Origin of the sequence: Streptomyces sp. NPDC005962 (genome assembly GCF_040629205.1) — a bacterium.
Classification (GTDB): Bacteria; Actinomycetota; Actinomycetes; order Streptomycetales; family Streptomycetaceae; genus Streptomyces.
Window position 1 is genome coordinate 245,809 of record NZ_JBEXVE010000006.1, and the last position, 20,680, is coordinate 266,488.

16 protein-coding genes are annotated in these 20,680 nt (G+C 74.1%); 6 read left to right on the forward strand and 10 right to left on the reverse strand.

From position 1 onward, the window contains the following. Positions 1-11: 11 nt before the first annotated feature. The 3 genes from lpdA to ABZ370_RS13175 form a co-directional block, all read right to left on the reverse strand. Positions 12-1,400 carry a dihydrolipoyl dehydrogenase gene (gene lpdA, locus ABZ370_RS13165; protein WP_358619694.1) on the reverse strand — a complete coding sequence of 463 codons (1,389 nt, stop codon included), beginning with the start codon at positions 1,398-1,400 and terminating at the stop codon, positions 12-14. 240 nt (positions 1,401-1,640) lie between these two features. Then, entirely contained in the window at positions 1,641-3,209 is a 1,569-nt protein-coding gene (locus tag ABZ370_RS13170; protein ID WP_358619695.1) for a leucyl aminopeptidase, read from the reverse strand. A 160-nt stretch (positions 3,210-3,369) separates the two neighbouring features. Next, complete coding sequence (locus tag ABZ370_RS13175) at positions 3,370-4,299, reverse strand: adenosylcobinamide-GDP ribazoletransferase (protein WP_358619696.1); 930 nt, start codon at positions 4,297-4,299, stop codon at positions 3,370-3,372. A 34-nt stretch (positions 4,300-4,333) separates the two neighbouring features. On the opposite strand from ABZ370_RS13175, the gene ABZ370_RS13180 reads away from it, so the two are divergent. Beyond that, the gene (locus ABZ370_RS13180) at positions 4,334-5,074 is read left to right on the forward strand and encodes a hypothetical protein (protein WP_358619697.1); all 741 of its coding nucleotides are present in this window, start codon (positions 4,334-4,336) and stop codon (positions 5,072-5,074) included. Positions 5,075-5,081: 7 nt separating this feature from the next. On the opposite strand, the gene cobT is transcribed toward ABZ370_RS13180, so the two are convergent. Continuing rightward, on the reverse strand, positions 5,082-6,158 hold the full coding sequence (gene cobT / locus ABZ370_RS13185; RefSeq protein WP_358619878.1) for a nicotinate-nucleotide--dimethylbenzimidazole phosphoribosyltransferase: 1,077 nt from the start codon (positions 6,156-6,158) through the stop codon (positions 5,082-5,084). Positions 6,159-6,437: 279 nt separating this feature from the next. Continuing rightward, positions 6,438-7,637: a bifunctional adenosylcobinamide kinase/adenosylcobinamide-phosphate guanylyltransferase gene (locus ABZ370_RS13190; RefSeq protein WP_358619698.1), complete on the reverse strand. Its 1,200-nt coding sequence runs from the start codon at positions 7,635-7,637 to the stop codon at positions 6,438-6,440. Between the two features lie 150 nt (positions 7,638-7,787). On the opposite strand from ABZ370_RS13190, the gene ABZ370_RS13195 reads away from it, so the two are divergent. After that, positions 7,788-7,991: a hypothetical protein gene (locus tag ABZ370_RS13195; RefSeq protein WP_039942100.1), complete on the forward strand. Its 204-nt coding sequence runs from the start codon at positions 7,788-7,790 to the stop codon at positions 7,989-7,991. 45 nt (positions 7,992-8,036) lie between these two features. Here the strand turns inward: ABZ370_RS13195 and ABZ370_RS13200 are convergent, their stop codons facing one another. Both ABZ370_RS13200 and ABZ370_RS13205 read right to left on the reverse strand, forming a co-directional pair. Next, positions 8,037-8,753 carry a methyltransferase domain-containing protein gene (locus ABZ370_RS13200; RefSeq protein WP_358619880.1) on the reverse strand — a complete coding sequence of 239 codons (717 nt, stop codon included), beginning with the start codon at positions 8,751-8,753 and terminating at the stop codon, positions 8,037-8,039. 80 nt (positions 8,754-8,833) lie between these two features. Continuing rightward, complete coding sequence (locus ABZ370_RS13205) at positions 8,834-9,526, reverse strand: DUF3043 domain-containing protein (RefSeq protein ID WP_358619699.1); 693 nt, start codon at positions 9,524-9,526, stop codon at positions 8,834-8,836. 215 nt (positions 9,527-9,741) lie between these two features. Between ABZ370_RS13205 and ABZ370_RS13210 the strand changes: the two genes are divergently transcribed. The 4 genes from ABZ370_RS13210 (at position 9,742) to ABZ370_RS13225 (ending at position 12,908) form a co-directional block, all read left to right on the forward strand. Then, the gene (locus tag ABZ370_RS13210) at positions 9,742-10,515 is read left to right on the forward strand and encodes a PspA/IM30 family protein (RefSeq protein ID WP_358619700.1); all 774 of its coding nucleotides are present in this window, start codon (positions 9,742-9,744) and stop codon (positions 10,513-10,515) included. A gap of 58 nt (positions 10,516-10,573) precedes the next feature. Beyond that, on the forward strand, positions 10,574-10,852 hold the full coding sequence (locus ABZ370_RS13215; protein ID WP_358619702.1) for a hypothetical protein: 279 nt from the start codon (positions 10,574-10,576) through the stop codon (positions 10,850-10,852). A gap of 146 nt (positions 10,853-10,998) precedes the next feature. Next, positions 10,999-12,234, forward strand: coding sequence for a histidine kinase (locus ABZ370_RS13220; protein WP_358619703.1), 1,236 nt, complete (start codon positions 10,999-11,001; stop codon positions 12,232-12,234). After that, on the forward strand, positions 12,231-12,908 hold the full coding sequence (locus ABZ370_RS13225; protein ID WP_358619704.1) for a response regulator transcription factor: 678 nt from the start codon (positions 12,231-12,233) through the stop codon (positions 12,906-12,908). Before ABZ370_RS13220 ends, ABZ370_RS13225 begins: the two co-directional genes overlap by 4 nt. A 25-nt stretch (positions 12,909-12,933) precedes the next feature. Here the strand turns inward: ABZ370_RS13225 and ABZ370_RS13230 are convergent, their stop codons facing one another. The 3 genes from ABZ370_RS13230 to ABZ370_RS13240 are packed head-to-tail and all read right to left on the reverse strand — an operon-like array spanning position 12,934 to position 20,673. Further along, a complete protein-coding gene (locus ABZ370_RS13230; RefSeq protein ID WP_358619705.1) occupies positions 12,934-19,155 on the reverse strand; it encodes a type I polyketide synthase in 6,222 nt (2,073 codons plus the stop codon). Continuing rightward, positions 19,148-20,437 (reverse strand): hypothetical protein, encoded by a 1,290-nt coding sequence (locus ABZ370_RS13235; protein ID WP_358619707.1) that lies wholly within the window; start codon positions 20,435-20,437, stop codon positions 19,148-19,150. The genes ABZ370_RS13230 and ABZ370_RS13235 overlap by 8 nt, the downstream gene beginning before the upstream one ends. Continuing rightward, entirely contained in the window at positions 20,434-20,673 is a 240-nt protein-coding gene (locus ABZ370_RS13240; protein WP_358619709.1) for a ferredoxin, read from the reverse strand. Before ABZ370_RS13240 ends, ABZ370_RS13235 begins: the two co-directional genes overlap by 4 nt. Positions 20,674-20,680: the final 7 nt, after the last annotated feature.

The window sequence follows — 20,680 nt, forward strand, 5'->3', positions numbered from 1 at the left end:
GCTCGGGATGATTAGTCGTGCGAGTGCAGCGGCTTGCCGGCAAGTGCCAGGTGGGCCTCGCCGAGCGCCTCGTTCTGGGTGGGGTGGGCGTGGACGAGCTGCGCGACCTCGGCCGGCAGCGCCTCCCAGTTGTAGATCAGCTGCGCTTCGCCGACCTGCTCGCCCATGCGGTCACCGACCATGTGGACGCCGACGACAGCACCGTCGCGGACCTGGACGAGCTTGATCTCGCCCGTGGTCTTGAGGATCTTGCTCTTGCCGTTGCCCGCGAGGTTGTACTTCAGGGTGACGACCTTGTCCGCACCGTACAGCTCCTTGGCCTTGGCCTCGGTGATGCCGACGGAGGCGACCTCGGGGTGGCAGTACGTCACCCGGGGCACGCCGTCGTAGTCGATCGGAACGGGGTTCTGGCCGGCCAGACGCTCGGCCACCAGCATGCCCTCGGCGAAGCCGACGTGGGCGAGCTGAAGTGTGGGGACCAGGTCACCGACGGCGGAGATCGTCGGGACGTTGGTCTGCATGTACTCGTCGGCCAGGACGTAGCCGCGGTCCATGGCGACCCCGGCCTCCTCGTAGCCCAGGCCCTGCGAGACCGGGCCGCGGCCGACGGCCACGAGCAGCACCTCGGCCTCGAAGGTCTTGCCGTTCTCCAGCGAGACCTTGACGCCGTCGGCGGTGTTCTCGACGCCCGAGAAGCGGGAGCCGAGGGAGAAGTTGATGCCGCGCTTGCGGAAGGCGCGCTCCAGCAGCTTGGAGCTGCTCTCGTCCTCGACCGGGACGAGGTGGGGAAGCGCCTCGACGATGGTGATGTCGGCCCCGAAGGACTTCCACGCGGAGGCGAACTCGACGCCGATGACGCCGCCGCCCAGCACGATCGCGGACTTCGGAACCCGGTCCAGGACCAGCGCGTGGTCAGAGGAGATGACGCGCTCGCCGTCGATCTCCAGGCCCGGGAGGGACTTCGGCACCGAACCGGTGGCGAGCAGGATGTGGCGGCCGGTGTAGCGCTCGCCGTTCACATCGACGGAGGTCGGCGAGGACAGCCGGCCCTCGCCCGTCACATAGGTGACCTTGCGGGACGCGATCAGACCCTGCAGACCCTTGTACAGGCCCGAGACCACGCCGTCCTTGTACTTGTGCACGCCCTCGATGTCGATGCCCTCGAAGGTGGTCTTCACGCCGAATTCCGAGCCCTCACGAGCCTGGTCGGCGAGCTCACCGGCGTGCAGCAGAGCCTTGGTGGGAATGCAGCCGCGGTGCAGACAGGTGCCGCCCAGCTTGTCCTTCTCGATCAGGGCGACGTCCAGGCCCAGCTGTGCCCCGCGCAGGGCAGCGGCGTAACCGCCGCTGCCGCCCCCGAGGATCACTAGGTCGAAAACGGTGCTGGCGTCGTTCGCCACGTCACGTCCTCCATGCATGGGTGCGCCGGGCCGGCCATCGGTGGCCGGGCGGCGTCGGTTGTTCGGCCGCTACTTGCTCGCAGCCCTGGTGTGGGGGCCCTGTCCTGCCGGGCAACATCTTCGCACTTGTTGACGGAAGGCGGGACGCGGGGCCGCTGTGTTCGATATCTCCGGACCCCGGATCAGGGGTTACCGGGCAGTACCCGGTATTGGGTCCTGACCCGGTATGGGTCCTGCCGTTCAGCCTAGATCCCCGTCGGCGGTACGCTCCGCCAGCCGTACCAGGGTGCGGACGGCCGAGCCGGTGCCGCCCTTGGGGGTGTAGCCGAACGGGCCGGACTCGTTGAAGGCCGGACCCGCGATGTCCAGGTGACCCCAGGCGATGCCGTCCTCGACGAACTCCTTCAGGAAGATACCGGCCACCAGACCGCCACCCATGCGCTCGCCCATGTTCGCCAGATCGGCGACCGGCGACTCGATGCCCTTGCGGAGATCGGCGGGCAGCGGCATCGGCCAGGACGCCTCGCCCGCCTCCTCCGCGATCTCGTGCAGCGCGGTGCGGAACGCGTCGTCGTTCGACATGATCCCGAACGTGCGGTTGCCCAGCGCCAGGACCATCGCACCGGTCAGCGTCGCCACGTCCACGATCGCGTCCGGCTTCTCCTCGCACGCGCGGGCGAGCGCGTCCGCGAGCACCAGACGGCCCTCGGCGTCGGTGTTCAGCACCTCGACCGTCTTGCCGCTGTACATCGACAGCACATCGCCGGGACGGGTCGCCGAACCCGACGGCATGTTCTCGGCCAGCGCCAGCCAGCCGGTGATGTTGACCCGCAGCCCCAGCTTGGCCGCCGCCACCACCGCGGCGAACACCGCGGCCGCGCCGCTCATGTCGCACTTCATGGTCTCGTTGTGACCGGCCGGCTTCAGCGAGATACCGCCCGAGTCGTACGTGATGCCCTTGCCGACCAGCGCCAGGGTCTTCTCCGCCTTGGGGTGGGTGTACGCGATCCGCACCAGCCGCGGCGGGGCGTCCGAGCCCTGGCCCACGCCCAGGATGCCGCCGTATCCGCCCTTCGCGAGGGCCTTCTCGTCCAGCACCTCCGTCTTCAGCCCGTGCTCCTTGGCCGCGGTCACGGCGGCCGCCGCGAACGAGGCCGGGTCGAGCAGGTTGGACGGGGTGTTGATCAGGTCGCGGGCCCGGTTGACCTCGGCGATCAGCGCCGTGGCCCGCTCGGCCGCCGACTTGTACTCCTTGTCGCGCGGCTTGCCGCCGAGCAGGGCCACCTCGGCGAGCGGACCGTCGTTCTTCGCGTCCTTGCCGTCCTTGGCGTCCTTCGCGGCGCCCTTGGCGGCCTTGCCGTTCTTGGCGCCGTTGCCGTTGGTCTTGTCGTACGCGTACGCGCCGAGCAACGCGCCCTCGGCGACCGCGGCCGCGTCCGCCGCGTCCTCGACCGGCAGCGCGAACGCGCCCTTCTTCGATCCCGCCAGCGCCCGGGCGGCCGCCCCCGCGGCACGGCGCAGCGTCTCGGGCGCGAAGCCGTCGCCCTTCGCCGGGGCCTCGCCCAGGCCGACCGCCAGCACGACCGGGGCCTTGAGCCCGGCCGCGGCGGGCAGCTTGGTCACCTCACCCTCGGCGCCGGTCGCGCCGAGCGTCTCCAGAACGGTGGCGAGGTTCCCGTCGAACGCCTTGTCCACGGCCTCGGCGCCCGGGGCGATGACGGGGCCCTTGGCCCCCTTCGCCACACCGACGACGAGAGCATCCGCGCGCAGCGTCGCGGCGGAGGAGGTGCTGAGAGTCAGAGCAGTCACAGTGGTCGGGTCCCTCTTCCGGTTGTTCGCCGGCCGACACCGGATGTGGTCAGCCTCGGCACAACCCTATTTCAAGGCCCGGCCCGACTCCTGGGCGCCGAAGCCTTATCCGGACGCCTCGGCCGAAGGCCCGGATGTCTCAGCCGAAGATCCGGACGTCTCAACCGAAGGTGAGGATGACCAGGGTCGCCGTGGCCGCCGTTTCGGCGAGGGCGCCGAAGACGTCGCCCGTCACCCCGTCGAAGCGGCGCACACAGTGACGTGACAGCAGATCGGCGGCGCCGAGTCCGGCCAGCGCCGCCAGCGCGTGCGTCGGTATCGCGTACACCCCGACGAGCGCGCCCGCCCCCGCGCAGGCGACGACGGCCAGCGCGGCCGCGACCGCGGCGGCCCGGGGCGGCACCACGCCCGCGACCGCGGCGCCCAGCCCCTCCGGACGCGCCGCGGGCATCCCCTGGCGGGCGGAGAGGGTCAGGGCGCAGCGGGCGACGAGCCCCGCCGCGGCGGCGGCCACCGCGCCGCGCGTCCAGCTCTGCCCGTACAGCTCGGCCAGCGCCGCCACCTGCGCGAGCAGCACGAACAGCAGGGTGATGACACCGAACGGGCCGATGTCCGACCGCTTCATGATCCGCAGCGCCTCGGCGGCGGGCTTGGCGCTGCCGAGGCCGTCGGCGGTGTCCGCGAGCCCGTCCAGATGCAGGCCGCGGGTCAGTACGGCGGGTACGGCGACGGTGGCGACCGCCGCGAGCAGCGGCCCGGCGCCGAGGAACAGCAGCACACCGCCCACCGCGGCCGCGCACAGCCCGACCGTCAGCCCGACCGGCAGGGCGCACAGCATGCCCACGCGCGCCGCCTCACGATCCCAGCGCGCCACCCGTACGGGCAGCGCTGTGAGCGTGCCGAAGGCGAAGCGGAGGCCGTCGTCGAGGGAGGCGCGCGGGGGGTGCGCCGGACGCGGCGGTATTTCCGGGCCGGGGCCCGTCGGTGTCTGCGGGCCGGGGCCCGGGGATATCTCCGGGTCCGGTTCCGGCGGCTGCTCCGGGTCCGAATCCGGCTGGCGGTCGGGGGACTGCTCCGGCGTGGTGTCCATCGCGCCGCAGGGTATCGCGCGACGCTGACGGGCCATGGGCCATTGGTGGGAACGCAACATCGTCGAGCCCGGCAAGTTGCCGCTGCTCCTCGCGCTGGCCTCGTTCATCCTCTCGTTCGTGATCACGCGCACCGTCACCCGGCTGATCAAGGCGGGCAAGGGCCCGTTCCGCAACGTCACCCCGGGCGGGCTGCATGTGCACCATGTGGTGCCCGGCGTGATCCTGACCGTCATCGGCGGCTTCGGCGCGGTCGCGAGCGCGCGGCACGGGGCGGGGGCGGCGATCTCGGCGGTGCTCTTCGGGATCGGCGCGGGGCTGGTGCTCGACGAGTTCGCGCTGATCCTTCATCTGCACGACGTCTACTGGTCGGAGCAGGGCAGGCAGAGCGTCGAGGTCGTCGTGGTCACCGCGGCCCTGGTCGCCCTGGTGCTCAGCGGTTTCCTGCCGTTCGGGGTGAACGAGGTGTCGGCGGCCGAGCGCAGCGACCGCGGGGCGGTGGTCGCGGAGGTCTCCGTCAACTTCGCCTTCGCCCTGCTGGCCCTGGTCAAGGGCAAGTTGCGGATCGCGGTGATCGGGGTGCTGGTGCCGCTGGTGGCGATCGTCGGCGCGGTACGGCTGGCGCGTCCCGGGTCGCCGTGGGCGCGCCGCGTCTACCGCCACCGGCCCCGCACCCGGGCGCGGGCCCGCCGCCGGGCCGCGCGCCACGACGCGCGCTGGGACGGGGTGCGGCGGCGGGTCCAGGACTGGATCGGCGGCTTCTCCGAACCGTCCTGAGGACCCGTCAGGCCTCTTCTGTCTCCTCGGTCTGTTCCGCCTGTTCCGCCACCCGCTCGGGCAGTTCCCCCGCGAGCGCCGCGGCCGCCTGGACCAGCGGCAGCGCCAGCAGCGCCCCGGCGCCCTCGCCGACCGTGACGTCGTGGTCGAGCAGCGGGGTGAGCGCGATCCGGTCGAGCGCCTTCTCCTGCGCGGGTTCGCCGCTGGCCTGGCCCGCCAGCCACCAGTCCGGGGCGCGGAACGCCACCCGCTGGGCGACCAGGGCGCAGGCCGCCGAGACGACGCCGTCCAGGATCACGGGGGTGCGGCGCACCGCGCTCTGGAGCAGAAAGCCGGTGATCGCGGTGAGGTCCGCGCCGCCGACCGTGGCCAGCAGCTGGAGCTGGTCGCCGAGGACCGGGCGGGCCCGGCGCAGCCCGTCGCGGATCGCCGCGCACTTGCGCATCCAGGCGAGGTCGTCGATCCCGGCCCCGCCGCGCCCCGTCACCACGGACGCGTCCGTGCCGCACAGCGCGGCGGTCAGGGTGGCGGCGGCGGTGGTGCCGCCCACGCTGAGGTCGCCGAGCACCAGCAGGTCCGTACCCGCGTCGGCCTCCTCGTCGGCGATGGCCATGCCGGTACGGAACGCCTGCTCGGCCTCCTCGGCGGTCAGCGCGTCCTCGATGTCGAGCCGCCCCGAACTCCGGCGCACCCGGTGCCGGGTGACCGCTTCGGGCAGGTCGGCGGGGTCGCAGTCCAGGGCCATGTCGACGACGCGCACGGGTACGCCGAAGCGGCGGGCGAGCACGGCGACGCTGCTCTCGCCGTCGATGACGGCGCGGACCAGCTCGTGGGCGCTGCCCGCGGGGCGGGTGGAGACGCCGAGTTCCGCGACGCCGTGGTCGCCCGCGAACAGCACCACGCGGGGCTGCTCGATGGGCTTGACCGGCACCTGCTGCTGAGCGGCGGCCAGCCACTCGCCCAGCTCGTCCAGCCGCCCGAGTGCGCCGGGGGGCGGCACCAGCCGCTCCCGCCGCTCCTCGGCGTCGCGTCGGATGCCCCCGTCGGGGCGTTCGATCAGGTCGACGAAGTCATCGAGATTCAGGCCGCTGCTCACGCGTGAACCCTACCGGGCGCCTGCTGTTGGGCCCCCGCCCCCGGGGTCCCCGCCGGGCGCGGTCCCGACCCGGGGCGGGTCTGCGCTGCCGCGCCGGGGGTTTCGTTGCCGGGTGCGGCCCGGTGGCCGGGTTGTGCCCACCCGTTCCGCCCCGCGGAACGATTGCCCACAACCAGGTCACGATCCAGCCCCTCCGGCGATTGAGGAGCGGGGTCCAGGGGCGGAGCCCCTGGGGTCGGGGAGGGGCGGGGTGGGGGAGAAACCGGGTCAGCCGCGTAGCGGCAGCGGCTGGCCCGCCACCACCAGCAGGACCTGCTCGCACTCGCCCGCGAACGCCGCGTTCAGCCGCCCCAGCTCGTCCCGGAAGCGGCGCCCCGCCGCCGTCGCGGGGACCACCCCGGCGCCGACCTCGTTGCTGACCGCCACCACCGTCCGCTCCGTCGCCCGCACGCCCGCGACGAGGGCGGCGACCCGTTCGTGGAGGGCGCGTTCACCGCCGTGGGCCCACTTCTCGTCGTCCCAGGCCCCGACCGCGTCCATCGCGTCGGTGAGCCACAGCGACAGACAGTCGATCAGCAGCGGGGCGCCGTCCTCCGCCAGCAGCGGCACCAGGTCGCAGGTCTCGGTGGTGCGCCACGAACCGGGCCGCCGGTCGCGGTGGGCGGCGATGCGGGCGGCCCACTCCCGGTCGCCGTCCCGGGTGCCGCCGGTCGCCACGTACAGCACGTCGGGGAAGGCGGCCAGCCGCCGTTCCGCTTCGAGGGACTTGCCGGACCGCGCCCCGCCCAGCACCAGCGTGCGCCGCGGCAGATCCGGCACCTCGTGGTACTCGCCGACGACCAGGGTCGTCCCGTCCGGTACGGCCCGCGCGCCCGCCGTGGCCAGGCGGCGGTGCAACTCGGCGCCGGGCGGCACGGTGTGGTCGAGGTGGATGGCCACGACGTCGGTGGTGGCGCCCACGCCGCCGGACGACCGGAGCCGGGCCAGCGCGTCCGGGCGGCCGAGGACGTCGAGCAGCACCATGTCGTACGGCTCGGCGGGGACCGCCCGCCCGGACAGGGCGCCGCCCGGCGGCAGATACAGCAGCCGGGTGCCGTCGGGGCCGGACACCTCGTACCCCGTACCGGGCGAGTCCAGCGCCAGCGCCCGCACCCGGTGCCCGCTGATCAGGGCCAGCTCACGCCCGTCGGGCACCCGCCCCGGCGCCGGAAGCCCGGCCGGGAACTCGACGGCGGGGCCCGCGTGCGGATGCGACAGCAGCACCTGCCGCACCCCGGCCAGCGAGTATCCGGCCCGCGCCGCCGCGAACGCGGCGCCCGGGGTGAGGTCGAGGAGCAGCGCGCCGTCGATCAGCAGTGCCGTCGCCGCCCGCGCCTCGTCGCCGACGGCGGTCGCGCAGGCCGCGCAGGGGCAGCCGTGGCGCGGCAGTCCGTCGGGGGCCCCGGTGCCCAGAAGAGTGAGTTCCACGCCCCGATCGTCTCGCGTCCCCGTGGGCCGGGCGCGCCGGGTCACCCTCCGCGCGGGCGTACCGATCCGTTCGGCGCCGTACGGAGTGATCAGTCGCCTAGGCTGCGGGCAGATATCACGTGTCGACCGGTGGGAATGGAGGAGGCGGACATGGCCTGGACGTGGCGGTTCGAGAAGTCCGACGGGACGGAGACGGCACCCGCGGTGCAGCCCGAGGAGTTCCCGACCCAGGGGGACGCGGAGTCATGGATCGGGGAGGAGTGGAAGGCCCTCCTGGAGGGCGGGGCGGAACAGGTCACGCTCTTCGAGGACGGTTCGAAGATCTACGGCCCGATGAGTCTGCACGCGGAGTAGGGCATCGCTCGGTGGCGGCGCCTCCGGGCGCCGCCACCGAAAGCGTCAGCCTCCGCCGCGCACACCGCACAGATGCAGCAGCGCGGCCACCGAGCGGTACGGATCGGTGCGCCCGGCCCGTTCCTCGGCGGCCAGCAGGCGGTCCCACTCGGGGGACGGCGGGGGTTCGGCGGTGTCGGGGGCCTGGTCGGTGAAGACCCGCACCCCGTACCAGGCGTGCAGCGGCGCCCCGATCGCGGTGAGCGTGGTGGTCAGCTCCTCGCGCCGGTCGGCGCGCACCGGGAGCCCGAGGCGGTTGGTGTACTCAGGGGAGTCGAACGAGTCGAGCGCGGTGTCCCAGTCACCGGCCAGCCCCGGCCGCATCGCGAGCGCGTCGCCGTTGCGCACCAGGAGCGAGAGCAGGCCGCCGGGGGCGAGCACCCGGGCCAGCCCGGCGAGCAGCGGGTCCGGTTCGGCCGTGTACATCAGCACGCCGTGGCAGAGCACCACGTCGAAGGCGCCGGGCAGGAACGTCGCGCCGGTCTCCCGGCCGTCGCCCTCCAGCAGCCGCACCCGCTTCCGGATGCCCTCGGGCTCGTCGGCCAGCGCGGTACGGGCCGCCTCCAGCATCGCGGGATCGGATTCGACGCCGGTCACCTTGTGACCGGCGCGGGCTAATCGCAGGGCCTGGGTGCCCTGGCCGGGGCCGACGTCGAGCACTCTGAGCCGCTGGTCGAACCGGAACCGCGAGGTGATCTGCTCATCGAGCTGATGGGCGACCAGGGCCTGCCGGACCGTGTTCCGTAAGCTTCCGAGGCCGCCGAGCCAGCCGGCCGCCCCACCGGCGAAGCCGGAGGTCCCGCTCAGGGCCGCTCTCCGCGCTTGACCTGCGGCTTGGGCAGACGCAGCCGGCGCATCTGGAGGGTGCGCATGAGGGCGTACGCGATGACGCCCCGCAGCTTCTCGTCCGGGAACTTCTGGCTCAGCTGCCGCTTGAGCTGGAAGGCGATCAGGAACGAGTTCACGACGATCAGCACGATGACGACCATCCACAGCAGCAGCACATAGCTCTGCATGGCCCCGGCCTGGATCATGCTGAGCACCATGATCAGCACGGCGAGCGGCAGGAAGAACTCGGCGATGACGAACCGCGAGTCCACGAAGTCACGGGCGAAACGGCGCACCGGGCCCTTGTCGCGGGCGGGCAGGTAACGCTCGTCGCCACCGGCCAGCGCCTCGCGCTGGCGGGACAGGTCGGCGCGGCGGGCCTCCTTCTGCCGCTTGGCGGCGTCCTTGCGGGTCGTCGGCGTATTCGCCAGGCTGCGGCGCTGCGATTGGGCAGCGCTGCGCTTCGGCGTCGGGCGGCCCTTGGGCGCCTGAGGGTCACGGGTCTGCTGCGGCTGGTCCGCGGTCACCTTGGCGGTGGCGGCCTGCTCATCCTTGGAACGGCTTCGGAACACAAAGCCCAAGGGTACGGGTAGACGGGTGTGGGCCCCAGCGTCAGGGGGAAAGATCCCGCAACCGCTTTCCCGCTGCGAGTACGGCGAACCGGGCATTCCGGACAGGGGGGGGGCGGGGTGACCCGGAGTGACCGGAGTGGTCGCGGTCCTCCCTGCGCCGGAGGCGCCCGGAGCGCGATCGTCCTGCAGGAGGAGCGCGAGGCGGGCGGAACAGTGCGGTAATGGAAGCAGGGCCCGTAGGCTGGGTCTGTTGGGTGTGCTGGTGCCACAAGTCCGTCAGAAGGGGGCGCGCGAGGCCCATGAGCGGTGTCATGAAGCGTATGGGGATGATCTTCCGCGCGAAGGCCAACAAGGCCCTGGACCGGGCCGAGGACCCGCGCGAGACCCTTGACTACTCGTACCAGAAGCAGCTGGAGCTGCTGCAGAAGGTGCGGCGCGGGGTGGCTGACGTGGCCACTTCCCGTAAGCGCCTGGAGTTGCAGCTGAACCAGTTGCAGGGCCAGTCCACCAAGCTGGAGGAACAGGGCCGCAAGGCGCTCGCGCTGGGCCGGGAGGACCTGGCGCGCGAGGCGCTGTCCCGCCGTGCCGCGCTGCAGCAGCAGGTCACCGACCTGGAGACGCAGCACCAGACGCTGCAGGGCGAGGAGGAGAAGCTCACCTTGGCCGCGCAGCGGCTGCAGGCCAAGGTCGACGCGTTCCGCACCCGCAAGGAGACGATCAAGGCCACCTACACCGCGGCCCAGGCGCAGACCCGGATCGGCGAGGCGTTCTCCGGCATCTCCGAGGAGATGGGCGACGTCGGCATGGCGATCCAGCGCGCCGAGGACAAGACCGCGCAGATGCAGGCCCGCGCGGGCGCGATCGACGAGCTGCTGGCCTCCGGCGCGCTCGACGACCAGTCCGGGATGGCCAAGGACGACATCGCGGCCGAGCTGGACCGGATCTCCGGCGGTACGGATGTCGAGCTGGAGCTCCAGCGGATGAAGGCCGAGCTGGCCGGTGGCAGCCCGCAGCAGGCGATCGAGGGCGGCACGCAGGACCAGGCGCAGCAGTCGCAGAATCAGCACAAGTTCGACAAGCAGTAGCCGCCGCCGCTCGTCCGGGCGTGGCCTTACGGCGTCCCGGCGTCCCAAGGAGGTCGTCATGATCGTACGGATCATGGGGGAGGGGCAGGTGCGGGTGGACGACAGTCAGCTGCCCGCACTCAACAAGCTGGACGACGATCTGCTCGCCGCGATCGAGAGCGGCGACCACGACGGCTTCCGGCGCACGCTCGGCGCGCTCCTCGACGCGGTGCGCGCCGCGGGTGAGCCGCTGCCCGCCGACACGCTGGAGCCGTCGGGGCTGATCCTGCCCGCTCCCGAGGCGACCCTTGAGGAAGTCAAGGCGATGCTCAAGGACGACGGCCTCATCCCGGGCTGAACACAGTGCCCGCAGACCGCGCGTCCCCCCAAGCCAAAGCCCAGGTCACAGACCGGGTCGCAGACCGCGTCACGGCGGAGCTCCGCGGTGCCGTGCGGGGGCCCGGGGCGGGACGCCGCCGAAGCGGCCCGGCGCGGCGTTTACCGTTGGATTCCGTGACTCCCCTCGCCGTCGGGCCGGGCCTGGCCCGTCCGTACCGCTGGCTGGCCGCCCATCCGCGCGCCCTCGATACCCTCGTGGCCGCCAGTTGCCTCGCGCTGATCCTCATCGGCGCGGTGTCCAACCCGCATCTGCGCGACCACCAGCACGTCGGCGCGTTCTTCGGGCTGCTGGCCACCCTCACCTCGGCGTCGCTCGTCCTGCGCCGTGAGCTGCCGCGCGCGGTGCTGGCGTTCACCTGCGCGATCAGCGTCATCGAGATCGTCACCAACGATGACGGGCCGCCGCGCACCTCCATCGTGTTCGGGGTCGTGGTCGCGCTCTACACGGTCGCCGCGCGCACCGACCGGTCCACCACCTGGCGGATCGGCGCCGTCACGGCCCTGCTGCTCACCGGCACCGGGATGCTCTTCGGGCTGACCCCCTGGTACGCGCAGGAGAACTGGGGCATCTTCGCCTGGACCGGGCTTGCCGCCGCCGTGGGCGACGCCGTCCGCAGCCGCCGCGCCTTCATCGCCGCGATCGAGGAGCGGGCCGAGCGCGCCGAGCGCACCCGCGAGGAGGAGGCCCGGCGCCGGGTCGCCGAGGAGCGGCTGCGGATCGCCCGTGAGCTGCACGATGTCGTCGCGCACCACATCGCGCTGGTCAACGTCCAGGCCGGGGTCGCCTCGCACGTCATGGACAACCGCCCGGACCAGGCCAAGGAGGCGCTCGCGCACGTACGCCAGGCCAGCCGCTCGGCGCTGGACGAACTGCGCGCCACCGTCGGCCTGCTGCGGCAGTACGGCGACCCCGCCGCCCCCACCGAGCCCGCGCCGGGCCTCGGCGTCCTCGACCAGCTGGTGGACGGTTTCGTACGGGCCGGGATGCGGGTCGAGGTCGAGGCGCCCGCGCGGGATGGCCTCGGGACGCTCGCCGGTTCGGTGGACCTCACCGCGTACCGGGTCGTCCAGGAGGCGCTGACCAATGTGCACAAGCACGCCGGGCCCGAGGTCAGGGCCGAGGTCCGCATCGTCCGCACCCATGGCGCGCTGGAGATCACGGTGCGGGACGACGGCGTCGGGAATCCGTCCGGGGACGACGGCGGCGGGCACGGGCTGCTGGGGATGCGGGAACGGGTCGCCGCACTGCGCGGCACCTGCGAAGCGGGCCCCCGCCCCGAGGGCGGGTTCCAGGTACGGGCGACACTTCCCCTGCAGACCCGCAGGGGAGGGGATTCATGACGATCAAGGTGTTGCTCGCCGACGACCAGACGCTGCTGCGCAGCGCGTTCCGGGTGCTCGTCGACTCGGAGCCCGACATGGAGGTGGTGGGGGAGGCGTCGGACGGCGCGGAGGCGGTCGACATCGTGCGGGCCAAGGGCGCCGATGTGGTGCTGATGGACATCCGCATGCCCGGTACGGACGGACTCGCCGCCACCCGCATGATCAGCGAGGACCCGCGGCTCGCGGACGTCCGCGTCGTCATGCTGACGACCTTCGAGGTCGACGAGTACGTGGTGGACTCGCTGCGGGCCGGGGCGAGCGGGTTCCTCGGCAAGGGCGCCGAACCCGGCGAACTCCTCGCCGCCATCCGCATCGCGGCGGCGGGCGAGGCGCTGCTCTCCCCGGTCGCCACCAAGGGCCTGATCGCCCGCTTCCTGGCCCAGGGCGCCCCGGGCTCCGGCGACAGCGCGTACGACGCCTCCCGGCTGGACGCCCTCACGGGGCGCGAGCGCGAGGTGCTGGTCCAGGTCGCGGGCGGCCACTCCAACGACGAGATCGCCACCCGCCTGGAGGTCAGCCCGCTGACCGTGAAGACGCACGTCAACCGGGCGATGGCGAAGCTGGGCGCGCGGGACCGGGCCCAACTGGTGGTCATCGCCTACGAAACGGGCCTGGTCCGCCCCGGCGTTTAAGGCACGCCGGGGCGGGGGCCGGCCGTCAGCCGCCCGGGGTCTCGTCGAGCCTCCCGCACAGCTCCGCGGCGAGCGCTTCCGCGTTGCGGCAGGTCCACAGGATCGTCGGGGGCAGCTTCAGGTCGAACGCCGTCTCCAGCCGGTTGCGCAGCTCGATGCTCATCAGGGAATCGAGCCCCAGCGACCGGAACGGGACGTCCGGCTCGATGCCCGTCTCCTCCAGGCTCAGCACCCGCACGGCCAGCTCGCACACCTTTTCGCAGGCCGCTTCCTGGCGGCGCTCCGGGCCGAGCGAGCGCACCCGGGCGGCGAACCCGCCACCGGCGCCACCGCCGCCCGGGGCGGCCTCGCGCAGCTCCTGCCAGGTGTGCTGGGTGAGCGTCTCGGGGTTGGCCTCGAACCAGCGCGGCAGGTCGAGGGGCGCGTAGCCGACCACGTCCTCCTCGCCGCCCGCCAGGAGCGCGCGCAGCGCCGACCACGCCTCGGCGGCCGGGAAGCCCGCCATGCCGCGGTCGGCGAGCCGGTTCCCGCGCAGGTTGTCGGCGGCGGCGAGACCGATCTCGGCGAACGGCCCCCACTGCACCGACAGCGCGGGCAGACCGCGCCGCCTGCGTGCGACGGCGAGGGCGTCCAGGAAGGCGTTTCCGGCGGCGTAGGCGGCCTGCCCGGTGTTGCCGACGAGCGCCGCCATCGACGAGAACAGCAGGAAGAAGTCGAGCGGGTCCTCGCGGGTCGCCCGGTCGAGGTTGACCGCGCCGTCCACCTTGGGCGCCAGCACCCGTTCGACGCTCTCCGGGCGCAGGGTGCCGATCGTCGCGTCGTCGAGCACGGCCGCCGCGTGGACGACTCCCCGCAGCGGCGGCAGTTCCCCGCGCACCTCGGCCAGTGCGGCCGTGAGCGCGGCGGCATCCGCGACGTCCGCCGTCACCACGCGCACCCGGACGCCGTCGCGGCGCATCGCCTCGATACGGGCGGCGGCCTCCGGAGCGGGCGCGGACCGGCCGAGCAGGACGAGCGCCCCCGCCCCGCCCTCGGCCAGGAACGCGGCGAGGGACAGGCCGAGCGCCCCCAGCCCGCCGGTGATCAGATAGCTCGCGTCGTCGCGGAACGGCAGCGGCCGGGGAGCCACGGAGACCACCGACGCGGGATCGACCAGCACGAACTTGCCGATGTGATGACCGGCCGACATGGTGCGCAGCGTGTCCGCCGCCGCCGCGAAGGGGAACCGCGTGGTCGGCAGCGGGTCGAGCCGTCCCGTCGTCACCCGGTCCCAGACGTCGCGCAGCAGCCGCGCCATCCGCTCGGGGCGGGTGCGGGCCACCCCGGCCAGGTCCACCGCGGTGAAGGTGACGCGCTTGCGGAAGGCGCCGAGCCCCAGCGAACGGTCGGCCCAGATGTCCGTCTTGCCGACCTCGATGAACCGGCCGTCCTCCGCCAGCGCCTCCAGGCCCTGCCCGATCGCCGCGCCGGTCAGCGAGTTGAGCACGACCTCCACACCGCGTCCCCCGGTGGCCTCCCGTACGGCCCCGGCCCAGGACAGCTCCCGGGAATCGAAGACATGTTCGATGCCGAGTTCCGTGCGCAGGTACTCCCGCCGCTCCGCGCTGCCCGCGGTGGCGATCACCCGGGCGCCCAGCGCCCGTGCCACGCCGATCGCGGCGAGCCCCAGGCCCCCGGTGCCGGAGTGGATCAGCACGGTCTCACCGGGCTCCATCCGGGCCAGGTCGTGCAGGCCGTACCAGGCGGTGAGCAGGGCCACCGGAACGCCCGCGGCGGCCGCGTCGTCCATCCCGTCGGGAAGCGGCCGGGCGTGGTCGGCGCGCACGGTGACATGGGAGGCCAGCGAGCCGGGGGCCACGGCGACGACCCGGTCGCCGACCGCGAATCCGGCCACCCCGTCGCCGACCGCCGCCACCCGGCCCGCGCACTCGTTGCCGAACATCTCCGCGTCGGACGGGTCGGGGTAGGTGCCCAGCGCCTTCACCACGTCGATGCGGTTCAGCCCGGCCGCGGTCACCTCGATCTCGATGTGGCCCGGCGGCGGGGCGGTACGCCGCAGCGGGCGGTAGCCGAGCGCGTCGAAGAACCCCGGCCTGCCGGTGGCCAGCCGGAACGGCTGCGGCGGGGTGCGCCACACCACCTCCGGCAGGCCCGTCTCCCGGGCGGACCCCCGGGTGAGGCGGGCTGCGTGGCGGGTGTCGCCGCGCAGCACCACCTGGTCCTCGCCGTCCCGTGCGAGCGCCTCGGCCGCGACCGCCGCCCAGGGGCCGTCGGGCCCCACGTCCAGCACGAGCGGGTCCAGCTCCGGGTGCTCCCGCCGCAGCACCCGGCAGAAGCCCCAGAACAGCGCGGCACCCGGGTCCACGCCATCCCCGTCGGCCACCGCCTGGGCGCCCGCCGTCACGACGACCACCCGCGACACGGTGCCCTCGGCCGTGGCGGCGCGGACCAGTTCGGTGAGTTCGAGCAGCCCCGACCGCTGGGCCGCCAGGTCCCCGCGCGGCGCGAGGTACACCAGGCCGGTGGTCTCCGGAGTGGATACGTCCGTCACCTCGGCCCCGGCCGCGCGCAGCGCGTCGGCCACCGCCGCGGCCGCCGCGTCGCCGGGTCCGTGTCCGGGGCCATGGACGCGCCAGGTGCCGCCGCGGGGCGCGGTGGCACCGGTCCGTGGCACCGGACGGAACGCCAGGCGGTGCAGCCGCTCCCCGCCGGTGCCCGCCTCGCCGCCCGCCGCGTTGCCGCGGTCCAGGGTCTGCACCGTCAGACCTTCCATGGTCATCAGCGGGGTGCGCGCGGCGTCGTACAGATGCACATCGACGTGGGTGTCGTCGCGCCGGACCAGGTACGACCACACCGACGTCACGGCTTCCGCCGGTCGCGCGTGCACCAGGACGCGGCGCACACCGGTCGGCACGACGGCCCGGCCGTCGCCCGCCACCCCGTCGAGCGCCAGCAGGGCCTGCAGCGCGCCGTCCCACACGGTGGGGTGGAGCAGCCCCGGACGGGGACCGGCGGGCCACCGCCCGGTCGCCCGCACCTCGCCCAGCGCGGTCCGGCCCGCGCCCGACACCCGCAGGGAGGCGAGGGTACGGAACGACGGCCCGTAGCCGAGGCCGCGCCCGGCGCAGTCCTCGTAGAACGCCGGGATGTCGAGCGCCGGTTCCGCCAGCAGACGGTCCGGGAACTCCTCGCTCACCGGTGGGACCTCCCCGAGCCGCACATGCGCCGAGGCGTGCGTCAGCCAGGACGTGGTCCCCTCCTGCAGCGAGCGCAGCGTGACGGTGCCGCCCTCGGCCAGGTCGTCACACCAGTCCGCGCCGACGAGGGCCGACCGCTCGCCGTCCAGGGTCAGATCGGTGGAGAACCGTACCTCGGTCAGGGCCGTGGGCAGCTCGCCGGTGCGGGAGGCCACCGCGCCGAGCAGGAGCGTCAGTATGGCCACGCCGGGCACCGCCACCGCCTCGTGGACCGTGTGGTGCGCCAGCCACGGGTGGTCGGGCGTGCCGAGTTCCGCGGTGCCGTGCCAGACGCCCCGCCCGCCGGGGGACGGCAGCAGGGTGACGTCGAAACGGGCACCCGCGCGGGCCGGGCGGCGCTTCTCCCCGTCCACCCAGAACCGGCTTCGCTGCCACGGATAGCCGGGCAGCGCGACCGCCGGAGGGTTCCCCGTGGCGGGCCCGAAGGGCGCGAGGCCCGTGGCGTAGGCGGCGGCGAGGGCGAGCGCGAAGTCCCGTGGGGTACCGGCGTCCCGCCGCAGGGTGGACACCACCCGCGCCGGTTCCTCCTGTTCCGCCGTCAGTTCCTCGACGGCGGGGACCAGCAGGGGGTGCGGACCGACCTCCACGACATGGCTGACCCCCTCCTCCAGCAGGGCGCCCATCGCGTCCGCGAAGAGCACCGGCTGCCGCAGGTTGCGCACCCAGTACCCGGCGTCCAGCTCGGCCGCCCCGGCCGTGCGCGCCAGGACCGTCGACCGCAGCGGGATCTGGCCCGGCCGGGGCCGGACCGGCGCGAGCGCGGCGAGGAGTTCCCCGGCCAGCGAGTCCATCTGCGGGCTGTGGGACGCGTAGTCGACGTTCACCGTGCGGCAGTGCACCCCGTCGGCCTCCAGGGTCTTCTTCAGCGCGGCCAGCGCGCCGAGTTCCCCCGAGAGCACACACGACCGGGGCCCGTTGACGACCGCGAGGGAGAGCACGTCCTCCGACCCCGCCAGCGCCCGCCGGGCTGCGTCCGCGCCCAGCTCCACCGCCAGCATGCCGCCCTCGCCCGCGGTACGGGCCACCAGCGCGCTGCGCCGGGCCACGATCAGGGCGGCGTCCTCGACGCTCAGCATCCCCGCGACGGTGGCGGCCGCCACCTCGCCCTGGCTGTGCCCGACCACCACGTCCGGCTCGACCCCGGCGGCACGCCAGACCGCGGCGAGCCCGACCGAGACGGCCCACAGCACCGGCTGCACCATGTCGAGCCGGTCCAGCCAGCCGTCGCCCGCCCGGCCCGCGATCACCTCGACCGGATCGTGGTCCCACGCCACATGCGGACGCAGCGCCTCCGCGCACGCCCGGGCCGCCGCGGCGAACACCGGGTCGCCCGCGTACAGCGCCGTGCTCATGCCCGCCCACTGCGACCCCTGTCCGGGGAAGACGAACGCGGTGCGCCGGTGGGCGTGCGCCCGCCCCGTGACCACCCCGGGGATGTCGGCGCCGGGGTCGGCGGCGTACGCGGACAGCTGCCGGGCGGCCTCGGCGCCGTCGTCCGCCACGAACCCCGCCCGGACGCCGAAGTGGTCGCGGTGGTGGGCCAGTACGTCCGCCACGTCCGCGATCCGCGCCTCCGCGGCGAGACCGGCCAGCTCGGCGGCCCGGTCGCGCAGTGCGCCGGGCTGGTGGGCGGAGACCGGCACCAGCACGGGCCCCGCCCGCCGGGCCCGGGGCTCCGGCCCGGCGGGCCGCTCGGGCGCGGGGGCCACGATGACGTGGGCGTTGGTGCCGCCCCAGCCGAAGGAGTTCAGCCCCGCGTAGAGCGGCCCGCCGCGCGGCAGCGGCAGCGGCTCCGTCGCGACGCGCAGGCCCAGCCCGTCGAAGTCGATCTCCGGGTTGGGCTCCTCGCAGTGCAGGCTCGGCGGGACCGTGCGGTGCCGCAGCGCCAGCAGCACCTTCACCAGCCCGGCGAGGCCCGACGCCGCCTCCAGATGGCCGATGTTGCTCTTCACCGACCCGATGGGCAGCGGGGAACCGCCGCGTCCGGTACCGAGGACGCGGCCGATCGCCGTCGCCTCGATCGGGTCGCCCCGCCGGGTGCCGGTGCCGTGCGCCTCCACGTACGCGACCTGGCCGACGGGGACGCCGGACTCCGCGTACGCCGTGCGCAGCAGCGCCTCGTGCGCCGCCGGGTTCGGGGTGACCAGGCTCTTGCCGCCGCCGTCGTTGTTCACGGTGGTGTGCACGATGACGCCGTGGACGCGGTCGCCGTCGGCCAGCGCCCGGTCCAGCCGCTTGAGGCAGAGGGCGACCACGCCCTCGCCGCGGACGAACCCGTCGGCCGAGGCCCCGAAGGAGTGGCAGCGGCCCGTGGGGGACAGCCCGCCGAAGTGGGTCAGCCCGATCGAGGTGTCGGGGTGGACCAGGAGATTGACCCCGCCGACCATGGCCGCCTCGATCTCGCCGAGGCGCAGCGCCCGCGCGGCGAGGTGCAGCGCCACCAGCGAGGACGAGCACCCGGTCTCCACGACCAGGCTGGGCCCCTGGAGCTGGAGGAAGTACGAGACGCGGGCGGCGATCGCGTCCAGGACGTTGCCCACCAGGCTGTGCTGGGTGGTGGCCGCGCCGCGTTCCTTGCGCAGCTGCTCGTAGTCGTGCCAGATCGCGCCGACGTACACACCGGTACGGGAGCCGCGCAGGTCCGCCGCGGGGCGCCCGGAGTCCTCCAGGGCCTGCCAGGCGACCTCCAGCATCAGCCGCTGCTGCGGGTCGAGGTCCGGGGCCTCGCGCGGCGAGATCCCGAAGAACGTGGGGTCGAACAGGCCGATGTCGGGGAGGAAGCCGCCGACGTCCTGGATGTGCCGCTCCGGGTCCAGCGGGGCCGTGGCATCCCACCGGTCCGGCGGTACGGGGCCGATCGCGTCGCCCCGTTCGCTCAGCAGCCGCCACAGGCCGTCGATGTCCGCCGCGCCGGGGAAGCGTCCGGCCATGCCGACGACGGCGATGGAGGAGGCGGCGTCGTGGGTTTCGGCGGGGGAGTGTTCAGTCACGGATTGCCTTTCCCGCGGTCTTCGCGATGCCCGGGCCCGGGACCGAGCGCAGGATGTCGCCGAGCCGCTCGACGACCCGGGTGCGCCGGTCGGCGGTCAGCAGGCCGGCGGCCGAGATCAGTTCGACGCTGAGCCGCCCGTCGTACACGCTCACCAGGAACAGGGGCATGCCGGGGACGGTCGTGGACGTGTAGCCGCGGAAGTCGGTGACGGTCAGCCCCTCGGGGGTGGCCAGGCCGGGTATCCGGCCGATGTTGGAGACGGCGTAGTCCACCACCTCCACCGCCGAGCCCGAGAACCGCCCGGAGTCGAGCAGTACGCGCTCGGGGACGATGGCCGCGATGGCCGCGTCCAGCCCCTCGGTGGCGTCCCGGGCGACCACCAGCGGGTCGGCGGACTCGGGGACGGTGACCGGGAATTCGATGCCCGCCACGAAGTTGGTCGCCTCGAACGGGCCGACCGGCGGCGACAGCCAGGCCCGGAGGTCGACCGGGGACCCGCACACCAGCCGCGTCGGTCCACTCTCCTCCCGCAGCTCGTCGCGGCACGCCACGAGCACGGCGCCGCACAGGAAGCCGTGCAGCGACAGGCCGAAGCCGGAGACGGACTCGGTCAGCCGCCGGGTCGTGTCCCGGTCGAGGCGTGTTCTGGCGACCTCGGAGGCGGGCAGCTCGAAGGCGCCCGCGGCCGCCGACAGGGCGCGGGAGACGGCCCCGGCGTCGTCGTCCCAGCCCGGCCCGTATCCGTCGGCCCGGCCCGCCCCGCGGGCGATCAGCAGCCGTTCGGCCGAGGTGGGCAGCGCGGTCGCCGCCCCGGGGATTGGAGCGGCGGTGACCGTGGCGGTGTAGATCTCCCACAGCCGCGCGAAGAGCGCGATGCCGACGCCCGCGTCGGCGATCGCGTGATGCAGCGTCAGGATGACGTGGTGCCGGGAGCCCTCGCCCCCGGGCCCCCGGACCAGGGTGAGCCGGGCCAGGGACCGGGACGAGTCCAGCCGCCTGATCATCTCCTCCCGGTACGCGGCCTCGCCGCCCCCGCGGACGGTGAACTCCGCCCGCGGCCGCTCGTCGACCTCGAAGCGGAATCCCTCGTCGTCCCGGATCAGGCGGCCGCGCAGCAGCGGGGCGGCGGCCGACAGGACCGTGAACGCCCGGCCCAGCGCCTCGGCGTCGACCGTTCCCTCGCAGACCGCCGAGTAGTTGCCCGCCCAGTCGATCGACGCGTGGAACGCCTCGCTGGGGTCCAGCCGCCGCTCGCCGGTCATGTGCTGCTCGTCGCTCATGCGCCGCTCCCGGGGGCCGGGCCGCCGGTACGGACGGAGATCGCGCCGCACGGGCAGTTGCGCTCGCACTCCAGCGCCAGCTCCCGCAGGCCCTCGGCCCCCTCCGCCGCCTCGGGCACTTCGGGACGTAACACGATGACCGTGCCGTCGTCCTCCGTCTGGTCGAACAGCTCGCCCGCGACGAGCGCGCACATGCCCGATCCGCAGCAGCGCCCGGTGTCCGCCTCGATGAACATCGGCCTC

What these genes read in the sequence shown, in the direction of transcription:
- ABZ370_RS13225 (WP_358619704.1), top strand. Translation starts at nt 12,231, where the DNA reads ATGACGATCAAGGTGTTGCTCGCCGACGACCAGACGCTGCTGCGCAGC.
- ABZ370_RS13205 (WP_358619699.1), bottom strand. Translation starts at nt 9,526, where the DNA reads ATGCCCGGTTCGCCGTACTCGCAGCGGGAAAGCGGTTGCGGGATCTTT.
- ABZ370_RS13240 (WP_358619709.1), bottom strand. Translation starts at nt 20,673, where the DNA reads ATGTTCATCGAGGCGGACACCGGGCGCTGCTGCGGATCGGGCATGTGC.
- ABZ370_RS13235 (WP_358619707.1), bottom strand. Translation starts at nt 20,437, where the DNA reads ATGAGCGACGAGCAGCACATGACCGGCGAGCGGCGGCTGGACCCCAGC.
- ABZ370_RS13180 (WP_358619697.1), top strand. Translation starts at nt 4,334, where the DNA reads ATGGGCCATTGGTGGGAACGCAACATCGTCGAGCCCGGCAAGTTGCCG.
- ABZ370_RS13210 (WP_358619700.1), top strand. Translation starts at nt 9,742, where the DNA reads ATGAAGCGTATGGGGATGATCTTCCGCGCGAAGGCCAACAAGGCCCTG.
- ABZ370_RS13195 (WP_039942100.1), top strand. Translation starts at nt 7,788, where the DNA reads ATGGCCTGGACGTGGCGGTTCGAGAAGTCCGACGGGACGGAGACGGCA.
- ABZ370_RS13175 (WP_358619696.1), bottom strand. Translation starts at nt 4,299, where the DNA reads ATGGACACCACGCCGGAGCAGTCCCCCGACCGCCAGCCGGATTCGGAC.
- ABZ370_RS13215 (WP_358619702.1), top strand. Translation starts at nt 10,574, where the DNA reads ATGATCGTACGGATCATGGGGGAGGGGCAGGTGCGGGTGGACGACAGT.